We start from the raw sequence: 8,833 nt of genomic DNA, 5'->3' as shown, positions 1-8,833 counted from the left end.
GAAAATTCCCTACTGCTGCCTCCCGTAGGAGTCTGGGCCGTGTCTCAGTCCCAGTGTGGCCGGTCACCCTCTCAGGTCGGCTACGCATCGTCGCCTTGGTAGGCCGTTACCCCACCAACCAGCTAATGCGCCGCAGGCCCATCCGCAAGTGATAGCTTGCGCCACCTTTCCGTCTTCTCTCATGCGAGAGCAGACTCTATCTGGTATTAGCATAAGTTTCCCTATGTTATCCCAGTCTTACGGGCAGGTTGCCTACGTGTTACTCACCCGTCCGCCGCTAGCCTCCGAAGAGACTCGCTCGACTTGCATGTATTAGGCACGCCGCCAGCGTTCGTCCTGAGCCAGGATCAAACTCTCCAATAAAGTTTGTTTCTGGTTCATCGCTTTTTCAAGCTGGCAAATCATTAAATGATAGACTCATCAACGCTTTCGCTGTTCAGTTTTCAAAGAGCATTTTGTGTCGCGGCATCAACCGCAGGACTCTAGATTACCAAATCATCTTGAGTAAGTCAATAACTTTTTTAATCTTACTCAATTTGTTCCACCTCACTACACATCGTCTAGCGGGTGGATTTACAATATAGCATGTCCAACTCTTAAAATCAAGTGCATTTTCAAACTTAATTTCAAAAGTATAGATGGTGCGGTCGGCGAGACTCGAACTCGCACGGGTCGCCCCGCCACCCCCTCAAGATGGTGTGTCTGCCAATTCCACCACGACCGCATGAATAAACGTCTCAGGAGAGATTCGAACTCCCGACCGTCCGCTTAGAAGGCGGATGCTCTATCCAGCTGAGCTACTGAGACATATGTTATTTAGAAAAAAGATGGGGCGATCGATGGGACTTGAACCCACGAGTGCCGGAGCCACAATCCGGTGCGTTAACCCCTTCGCCACGACCGCCATGATTCTATACAGTTCTTTGGCAGGGGCAGTAGGAATCGAACCCACACCAAAGGTTTTGGAGACCTTCGTTCTACCGTTAAACTATGCCCCTATGGTAGCGGTGGAGGGGATCGAACCCCCGACCTTTCGGGTATGAACCGAACGCTCTAGCCATCTGAGCTACGCCGCCACGTAATCTGGTAACAAATATGGCGGAGGGAGCAGGATTCGAACCCGCGTGAGCTTGCACTCTAACGGTTTTCAAGACCGCCCCGTTATGACCACTTCGGTATCCCTCCGCAAAAAAATGGAGCGGGTGATGGGAATCGAACCCACGCGACCAGCTTGGAAGGCTGGAGTTCTACCATTGAACTACACCCGCAAAATATGGTGCCGGTGAAGGGACTTGAACCCCCACGGTTTCCCTCACGATTTTGAGTCGCGCGCGTCTGCCATTCCGCCACACCGGCCTATACAGTTGTAAAAAATGGTCGGGAAGACAGGATTCGAACCTGCGACCCCTTGGTCCCAAGCCAAGTACTCTACCAAGCTGAGCTACTTCCCGACTGTACATACTTCTTTTTATTAAGAGTGGCGTGCCCTGAGAGATTCGAACTCCCGACCTTTTGATTCGTAGTCAAACGCTCTATCCAGCTGAGCTAAGGGCACATATTGTATGGAGCGGACGACGGGTCTCGCTTCCAACCGGCGCCGCTGCGTCGAAACGCTTCCTGGCAAGCCGGATCTGAAGTACCCGAGCGATTCTCCTTTGTCCAATCTTCGAGGGTGAACCCGGTACGGGTGAGAGACCTGAAGATCATCATGGAGCGGACGACGGGTCTCGAACCCGCGACCTTCGCCTTGGCAAGGCGACGCTCTACCAATTGAGCTACGTCCGCATACTTTATAAAAAAGTGAAATTTTGGTGCGGTCGAGAGGACTTGAACCTCCACGGTGTTGCCACCACTAGAACCTGAATCTAGCGCGTCTGCCAATTCCGCCACGACCGCATATCAACTTGGAGTCCTTCACGCGAAGTTTCGTCCGCGATACAGGAAGTGAAAACTGGTGAGCCATGAAGGACTCGAACCTTCGACCCTCTGATTAAAAGTCAGATGCTCTACCAACTGAGCTAATGGCTCATGCAAATGGCTGGGGTACTAGGATTCGAACCTAGGAATGACGGAGTCAAAGTCCGTTGCCTTACCGCTTGGCTATACCCCAACAGCCAAGATTTCAAAATGGTGGGGAGAGACGGATTCGAACCGCCGAACCCAGAGGGAGCAGATTTACAGTCTGCCGCGTTTAGCCACTTCGCTATCTCCCCAGCTTGCCCTTTATAAGGTTGCCCATACATCAATGCTGCATTCAGCAGATTTATGGAGTGGTGCCGGCAATAGGACTTGAACCCACAACCCCCTGATTACAAGTCAGGTGCTCTACCAATTGAGCTATACCGGCATATTAGTATATAAAATGGCGGAGCTGACGGGACTCGAACCCGCGACCTCCGGTGTGACAGACCGGCGTGAACTCCAACTTCACCACAGCTCCATGTGCAGTTATCAAAAATGGTGGAGGCTGACGGGATCGAACCGCCGACCCTCTGCTTGTAAGGCAGATGCTCTCCCAGCTGAGCTAAGCCTCCATACTCCCCAAACTGTTGTTGGGGCCCCCGCAAAGTACTCGGTGTTGCTGCAAAGCATCCGCTTCACTTTGTGGGGTATATGATGGTGACCCGTAGGGGATTCGAACCCCTGTATGACAGCGTGAAAGGCTGCTGTGTTAAACCGCTTCACCAACGGGCCATAAAGGCATTCATCCCGAAAAGAAACCGCCGCAAACACCCGGCTTACTTCACTTTTCTAGGAATGAAATGGTGCTCCCGACAGGAATCGAACCTGCGACCTCTTCCTTACCATGGAAACGCTCTACCGACTGAGCTACAGGAGCGAAGATGGCTCCTCGGGACGGACTCGAACCGCCGACCGATCGGTTAACAGCCGATTGCTCTACCAACTGAGCTACCGAGGAATAATTCGATTTCCAGACCGAAGCCTATGCGAAGAAATGGTGGAGCTGAACGGGATCGAACCGATGACCTCCTGCTTGCAAGGCAGGCGCTCTCCCAACTGAGCTACAGCCCCATGAAAGAAACTCTCGAGCGTTCTGTATAAGTGGTGGGCCTAGGCTGACTCGAACAGCCGACCTCACGCTTATCAGGCGTGCGCTCTAACCAACTGAGCTATAGGCCCGTATTCCGCCTGGATCTTTAATCTAGCATATTTTTTCAAACCACGCAATAGGAAAAGTGAATTTTTTCTCTCTTTCTAAAAAAATCGTAGGTCGAAGGTGAAAAAACTGAGAAAAAACCTGCTGCCAAAAAATAGACCCAGCCGTCCGGAAACGTATAAGAATACATCACCTGAACAGCTGAGTCCAGTATTCTTTGACCGTACCAGTCCACTGTGGAGTTATACTCGATAAAATCAGCACGATAACACCCGTGCTTATTTTCAAATATAACCGGATTTCAGTAGCACATCAATATCCGAAAATAATCAACACGCGAGTGCGAATCTTATGCTTGCATGACAGAAGCCTTTTTCGCATCTACATGCTTCTTGATTTTGACCGCCATGAGCGAAGCGAAGAAGCAGAGAAAGCCGGCGATCATAAAAGCTTCTGCATACGTGCCAAGCCAGTCACGCATGACGCCTGCACCATAAGCCGCGGCAGAAGCCCCGATCTGGTGCGCAACGACGACCCAGCCAAAGATCATTCCTGACTTTTCTTTGCCAAACACTTGGCTGGACAGCTTGGCAGTCGGCGGTACAGTCGCAATCCAGTCCAGGCCGTAGAAAACGGAGAAGATGATGAGCATCGTCGGTGTGGAATCCAGGGCATACGGCAAGAAAATCAGGGACAAGCCGCGCAGTCCGTAGTACCAGAACAGGAGCCAACGGTTGTCAAAGCGATCAGACAGCCAGCCGGAGATCGTCGTGCCGGCAAGATCGAATAATCCCATCATGGCGAGCAGCCCGGCTGCAGTTACTTCCGGCAACCCAAAATCTCCGCAGGCGGCGATAAGGTGCGTTCCGATCAGGCCATTCGTGGAAAAACCGCAGAAGAAGAAGGTTCCCGCGAGCAACCAAAAGGTCGAATTTTTCATGGCATAGCGCAGATTTTGCAGGGGTTCCAAAAAGATATTGCCGGTAAATGGTGTCGGCGGCACGACTTCATCGGTTCCATAAGGAGCCACGCCTACGTCGGATGGGTGGTTTCGCATCCAAATCGCAACTGCAGCCAGGACGAGGATCAGGACAAGAACAGTCGCCAAAATCGCGTATCTCCAGCCCAAGTCCGTTGTCAGCTTCGCCATCAAAGGCAAAAAGATCAATTGACCGGTAGCGGCGCTCGCAGTCAACAAGCCTACGACGAGCCCTTTGTTTTTGACAAACCACAGATTACTCACGGTCACACCGAGAACATTGGCCATCATCCCGGTAGCAAGACCTGAGACAAGCCCCCAAAGAAGCTCAAATTGCCAAAGAGCAGTCATAAAAGGAGTACAAGCCAGGCTGAGGGCTAACACGGCAAGAGACAGGACGACGACTTTGCGGACGCCGAAGCGCAAGAGCAAAGCAGCGGAGAAAGGACCGACCAGGCCGTACAGAAAAATCCCCATGGAGAGAACGCTGGAGATGCTTCCTCGGCTCCAGCCAAACTCATCCTGGAAAGGTACCAGCAAAATACTTGGCAGCGCTCGAATCCCGGCGGATACCAAAAGAGTGACGAAGGTCAACAGGACAATGATCCAGCCGTAGTAGACACGTGACTTGGGCTTGCAGCCATTTTGCGCATTCAGAGAATCCATACATGCACCCCACATTTATAAATTTGTTTGTACATACAAAATATAAATGAATGTCAGCTGATTATTTTTCCAGCTGCTTGCTTGATGACGCCAGGTACTGCGTCAACTGATCGCTGAGTTGTTTACCAAGGATCTCCTCATAGAGCCGCTTCAGCTTTTTCGACGCCTGGCGAAGAGCCGGTCCCAACTCGACACCTTTCTCGGTCGGGTATACCATGACGGTCTTTCCGTGAACTTTACGCTCCACGAGCTGCTTTGCCTCAAGCTTGTCGACGAAACGGGTCAGCGTCGAAGGAGTAATGGACAGCTTTTCTGAGAGTTCCTTTTGAGTAATGCCCGGAGAGCCAATCACAAGACGAATGAGATAGCCGTAAGCGGGCGTCAATCCTGTAGTGGCAAACGCCTCGTCGGCCATACGCGTAATCGCCCGGCTCAGACGGTTTGCGGTAAAGTACAGGCAGTCTTCCAGAAAAGCTTCATCCTTTTGTGGTTCTTGATTCATTGGACTGGTCATTTTCTTTCCTCCACGTGGGGCAGGCTTGATGATTTTTTATTTTGTATGTACAACAAATGATAAGAGCAACAATTGGAACTGTCAATCCCGAAACGATACATTTTGTGGAAGCAAAGGAAAAGGCTCGCTCCCCCTGTTCATGTGGAGAAGTGAGCCTTTCGCTTGCTATGAAACAAATCCGGTTATTGGTGAAAAATGACAGTTAAATGTCGAGGTCTCGCACAGTCGCAGCATACTGCTCGATAAATTCCCTGCGCGGCTCTACCTCGTCGCCCATCAACGTCTCAAATACGCTATCCGACTCCATGATATCTTCCAGATTTACCTGCAGAAGCGTTCGCATTTGGGGGTCCATGGTCGTCTCCCACAATTGTTCAGCGTTCATCTCACCCAGCCCTTTGTAGCGCTGAATGCTTGGCTTCGGCACCGTCTTCAGCGTCGCAAGAATTTCATCGCGCTGCTGGTCCGTATAGGCGTAGTACACCTGTTTTCCTTGCTTGATGCTGTAGAGAGGCGGCTGGGCAATGTAAATGTAGCCCGCTTCAATCAGCTGCCTCATATAGCGATAGAAGAATGTAAGCAGCAGCGTACGGATGTGAGATCCGTCCACGTCGGCATCCGTCATGATGACCACCTTGTGGTAGCGCGCTTTGGAAATGTCGAAGTCTTCGCCTACACCGGTGCCGAGCGCGGTGATGATCGCGCGAATCTCGTTATTCGCCAAAATTTTGTCCAGTCGTGACTTCTCCACGTTCAGCACTTTTCCGCGCAGCGGCAAAATCGCCTGGAAGTGGCGGTCACGGCCCATTTTGGCAGAACCGCCCGCAGAGTCTCCCTCTACGATGAACAGTTCGGATTCAGAGGCATCCTTGGAGGAGCAATCCGCCAGTTTACCCGGCAGCGAACTGACCTCGAGTGCGCTCTTGCGCCTCGTCATCTCCCGCGCCTTGCGAGCCGCTTCACGGGCACGCGAAGCCATCAGGGCTTTCTCCACGATCTTTTTGGCGATGCCCGGATTTTCCTCCATGAAGGTGTTGAAGCGTTCACCAAAAACTGATTCGGTAATGCTCCGCGCCTCCGAGTTGCCCAGCTTGGTTTTGGTTTGGCCTTCAAACTGCGGCTCCTGAATCTTGACGGAAATGATCGCCGTAATTCCTTCGCGCACGTCATCGCCGGACAGGTTCGGATCTTTTTCCTTCAGGAAGTTGAACTTGCGGCTGTAATCGTTGATGACACGAGTCAGAGCCGTTTTGAAGCCGGTCTCGTGCGTTCCGCCTTCATGCGTATTGATATTGTTGGCGAAGGAATAAATATTGCTCAAGTAGCCGTCGTTGTACTGCAGGGCGACTTCTACCAGCAGGCCTTCTTTTTCCCCTTCGCAATAGATAACTTCGTCGTGCAGAATTTCCCGGTTTTTGTTCAGGTACTCTACGAACTGCACGATCCCGCCCTCGTAATGGAACGATTCTTCCCGCTCCTGGCCGGGACGGGCATCCTTCAGCGTGATCCGCAATCCTTTGTTCAGGAAAGCCAGTTCACGAATGCGTTTTTGCAAAGTCTCGTATTCAAACACCGTCGTCTCTGTAAAGATCGTCGGGTCCGGCTTGAATGTTACCTTCGTGCCAGTCTCTTCCGTTTCACCGACGACGGCCAGATCTGCATCGGGACTTCCCATTGTAAAGCGCATGTAGTACACTTTGCCGTTTTGCTTGACTTCGACTTCCAGCCATTCGGACAGCGCGTTCACTACGGAGCTGCCCACCCCGTGCAAACCGCCGGACACTTTGTATCCGCCGCCGCCAAATTTACCGCCCGCGTGCAAGACCGTCAGTACAGTCTCGACCGTCGATTTGCCGGTTTTTTCATGGATGCCCGTAGGAATCCCCCGGCCATTGTCGGTTACAGAGACGGAGTTGTCCGGCTGAATGACTACCAAAATATTGTCACAATACCCGGCAAGCGCTTCGTCAATCGCGTTGTCGACAATCTCCCACACCAGGTGATGCAAACCGCGGCTGCTGGTCGACCCGATGTACATCCCGGGGCGTTTCCGCACGGCCTCCAGACCTTCCAGCACCTGAATCTGACTGGCGTCGTAGTTTGTATCTTTCGTCGTCATTTGATCCACTCTTTACGTCAACTCCTCCACTTCAGCTTGTGCAAAGGGAACCTGATCCAAGCTGTCCACGAACTGAGCGCGTCGCTTCAGCGTCAGAGAAGAAATAGGTGAACAGTAAATGGCGTCCTGGGTGATCACGTAGGACTTCGTTTCTTCCTCGCTATGGTCCACGATCATTTTCCGCTTTTCATGCAAGAAAGCCTTGTTGATTTTCGAGGATTTCATCGTCTGATGATCAAGAATGGAAATGACTTCCTTCGTGCTCACCACAGTATCCCCACCAATGTGAATAAACATTCCTGTCTTCCCTACCTTTCCCCCGATATGCTCCCTTCCTTCACGTAGAAACGCGAGGCTTGCTGGAGAACCTGATGCTTTAAGCCTTCCACACCCGTGGTGCTTACAAACGTCTGTACACGATCCTGGATCGTCTCGAGCAGCAAGGTCTGCCGATGTTCATCCAACTCTGACAAGACATCATCCAACAAAAGAACGGGGTACTCGCCCACTTCTTCTTTAATCAGCTCGATTTCTGCCAATTTGATAGACAGCGCACTGGTGCGTTGCTGCCCCTGCGAGCCGTACGTTTGCACATCCATGCCGTTCACTTTGAGTGAAAAATCATCGCGATGCGGCCCGATCAGTGTGCTCCCGCGCATAATTTCCCGGTCGCGCACTTCTTCATAGGCATCCAGCATGACGTCGACTGCCTGTTCCGCCGCCATATCTTCTGTGACGGGCGAAGAATTTTCATAATGCAAAGAGAGCGTTTCCCTGCCGTCGGTAATGCCGGTGTGGATCTCCCTCGCCCACGTCTCCAGCTTCCGAATGAACTCAAAACGCTTCCGTAACAATTTTACCGCTAAATCGGCCAATTGGGTATTCCAAATTGTCAGCATTTCCAGAGACTGGCTCTTTTTCATCGCCAAGTCCTTCAAAAGCTGGTTCCGCTGCTGCAATACCTTGTTGTAATTGCTCAAATAATACAGATACGTCGGGGAGACCTGGCCGATTTCCATGTCGATAAACCGTCTGCGCTGGGCAGGCGCTCCCTTCACGATGGACAGATCCTCCGGCGCAAACATGACGACATTCAGCGCCCCTACATAGGCACTGAGCTTTTGCTGCTCCATCCCGTTGATTTTGGCCCGCTTTCCCTTGGCTGTCAACTGCAGCTCCAAACGAACAGAGCCGTAGCGACGAAGAACATCGCTACGGACAGCTGCATAGTCGGCTTCCCACGCAATCAGCTCCTTGTCCCGGGGCGTGCGATGGGATTTGGCCAGGGCGAGTACGTAGATCGACTCCAGAACGTTAGTTTTTCCCTGCGCATTGTTGCCAATAAACAGTTGGATCGGGCCTTCAAACGACAAGGACAGGGACTTGTAATTGCGATAGTTGGCAAGCGAAAGGTTCTTGAGAAACAAGAATCACGCT

Annotated in this window: 5 protein-coding genes, 23 tRNA genes and 1 rRNA gene; all 29 read right to left on the bottom strand. The window is 51.8% G+C overall.

The window, feature by feature from the left end; all coding sequences use genetic code 11:
* Positions 1–363, bottom strand: a 16S ribosomal RNA gene (locus tag ACFSO0_RS02990); the annotation flags it as partial.
* A gap of 276 nt (positions 364–639) precedes the next feature.
* Positions 640–724 (bottom strand) — tRNA-Leu (locus tag ACFSO0_RS02985).
* Between the two features lie 9 nt (positions 725–733).
* Positions 734–807: transfer RNA gene (locus ACFSO0_RS02980), tRNA-Arg, on the bottom strand.
* Between the two features lie 21 nt (positions 808–828).
* A tRNA-His gene (locus ACFSO0_RS02975) sits at positions 829–904 on the bottom strand.
* A gap of 20 nt (positions 905–924) precedes the next feature.
* Positions 925–998: transfer RNA gene (locus ACFSO0_RS02970), tRNA-Trp, on the bottom strand.
* A gap of 1 nt (position 999) precedes the next feature.
* Positions 1,000–1,076: transfer RNA gene (locus ACFSO0_RS02965), tRNA-Met, on the bottom strand.
* 20 nt (positions 1,077–1,096) lie between these two features.
* Positions 1,097–1,185, bottom strand: a tRNA-Ser gene (locus ACFSO0_RS02960).
* A gap of 9 nt (positions 1,186–1,194) precedes the next feature.
* Positions 1,195–1,268 (bottom strand) — tRNA-Gly (locus tag ACFSO0_RS02955).
* Positions 1,269–1,274: 6 nt separating this feature from the next.
* Positions 1,275–1,356, bottom strand: a tRNA-Leu gene (locus ACFSO0_RS02950).
* 18 nt (positions 1,357–1,374) lie between these two features.
* Positions 1,375–1,451: transfer RNA gene (locus tag ACFSO0_RS02945), tRNA-Pro, on the bottom strand.
* 27 nt (positions 1,452–1,478) lie between these two features.
* Positions 1,479–1,555 (bottom strand) — tRNA-Arg (locus tag ACFSO0_RS02940).
* Between the two features lie 154 nt (positions 1,556–1,709).
* Positions 1,710–1,785 (bottom strand) — tRNA-Gly (locus tag ACFSO0_RS02935).
* A gap of 24 nt (positions 1,786–1,809) precedes the next feature.
* A tRNA-Leu gene (locus ACFSO0_RS02930) sits at positions 1,810–1,896 on the bottom strand.
* Positions 1,897–1,952: 56 nt separating this feature from the next.
* A tRNA-Lys gene (locus ACFSO0_RS02925) sits at positions 1,953–2,028 on the bottom strand.
* A gap of 7 nt (positions 2,029–2,035) precedes the next feature.
* Positions 2,036–2,110, bottom strand: a tRNA-Gln gene (locus ACFSO0_RS02920).
* Between the two features lie 18 nt (positions 2,111–2,128).
* Positions 2,129–2,213: transfer RNA gene (locus ACFSO0_RS02915), tRNA-Tyr, on the bottom strand.
* 58 nt (positions 2,214–2,271) lie between these two features.
* A tRNA-Thr gene (locus tag ACFSO0_RS02910) sits at positions 2,272–2,347 on the bottom strand.
* A 16-nt stretch (positions 2,348–2,363) separates the two neighbouring features.
* A tRNA-Asp gene (locus tag ACFSO0_RS02905) sits at positions 2,364–2,440 on the bottom strand.
* Between the two features lie 18 nt (positions 2,441–2,458).
* Positions 2,459–2,534: transfer RNA gene (locus tag ACFSO0_RS02900), tRNA-Val, on the bottom strand.
* A gap of 83 nt (positions 2,535–2,617) precedes the next feature.
* Positions 2,618–2,694: transfer RNA gene (locus ACFSO0_RS02895), tRNA-Glu, on the bottom strand.
* Between the two features lie 69 nt (positions 2,695–2,763).
* A tRNA-Thr gene (locus ACFSO0_RS02890) sits at positions 2,764–2,839 on the bottom strand.
* A gap of 5 nt (positions 2,840–2,844) precedes the next feature.
* Positions 2,845–2,920 (bottom strand) — tRNA-Asn (locus ACFSO0_RS02885).
* Between the two features lie 37 nt (positions 2,921–2,957).
* Positions 2,958–3,033, bottom strand: a tRNA-Ala gene (locus ACFSO0_RS02880).
* A 31-nt stretch (positions 3,034–3,064) separates the two neighbouring features.
* Positions 3,065–3,141: transfer RNA gene (locus tag ACFSO0_RS02875), tRNA-Ile, on the bottom strand.
* Between the two features lie 326 nt (positions 3,142–3,467).
* The gene (locus ACFSO0_RS02870) at positions 3,468–4,763 is read right to left on the bottom strand and encodes an MFS transporter (protein ID WP_376876077.1); all 1,296 of its coding nucleotides are present in this window, start codon (positions 4,761–4,763) and stop codon (positions 3,468–3,470) included.
* A 61-nt stretch (positions 4,764–4,824) separates the two neighbouring features.
* Positions 4,825–5,277 (bottom strand): MarR family winged helix-turn-helix transcriptional regulator, encoded by a 453-nt coding sequence (locus tag ACFSO0_RS02865; protein WP_376876074.1) that lies wholly within the window; start codon positions 5,275–5,277, stop codon positions 4,825–4,827.
* A gap of 202 nt (positions 5,278–5,479) precedes the next feature.
* On the bottom strand, positions 5,480–7,405 hold the full coding sequence (gene gyrB, locus ACFSO0_RS02860; RefSeq protein WP_376876071.1) for a DNA topoisomerase (ATP-hydrolyzing) subunit B: 1,926 nt from the start codon (positions 7,403–7,405) through the stop codon (positions 5,480–5,482).
* Between the two features lie 3 nt (positions 7,406–7,408).
* Positions 7,409–7,693 (bottom strand): extracellular matrix regulator RemB, encoded by a 285-nt coding sequence (gene remB / locus ACFSO0_RS02855; protein WP_376876068.1) that lies wholly within the window; start codon positions 7,691–7,693, stop codon positions 7,409–7,411.
* 11 nt (positions 7,694–7,704) lie between these two features.
* Complete coding sequence (gene recF / locus ACFSO0_RS02850) at positions 7,705–8,823, bottom strand: DNA replication/repair protein RecF (RefSeq protein ID WP_376876065.1); 1,119 nt, start codon at positions 8,821–8,823, stop codon at positions 7,705–7,707.
* Between the last annotated feature and the right edge of the window lie 10 nt (positions 8,824–8,833).

Source organism: Brevibacillus sp. GCM10020057, from assembly GCF_042683565.1.
Taxonomy (GTDB): Bacteria; Bacillota; Bacilli; order Brevibacillales; family Brevibacillaceae; genus Brevibacillus.
The sequence above is the reverse complement of the archived record's forward strand: the minus strand, read 5'-3'. Positions and strand labels throughout refer to the sequence as shown.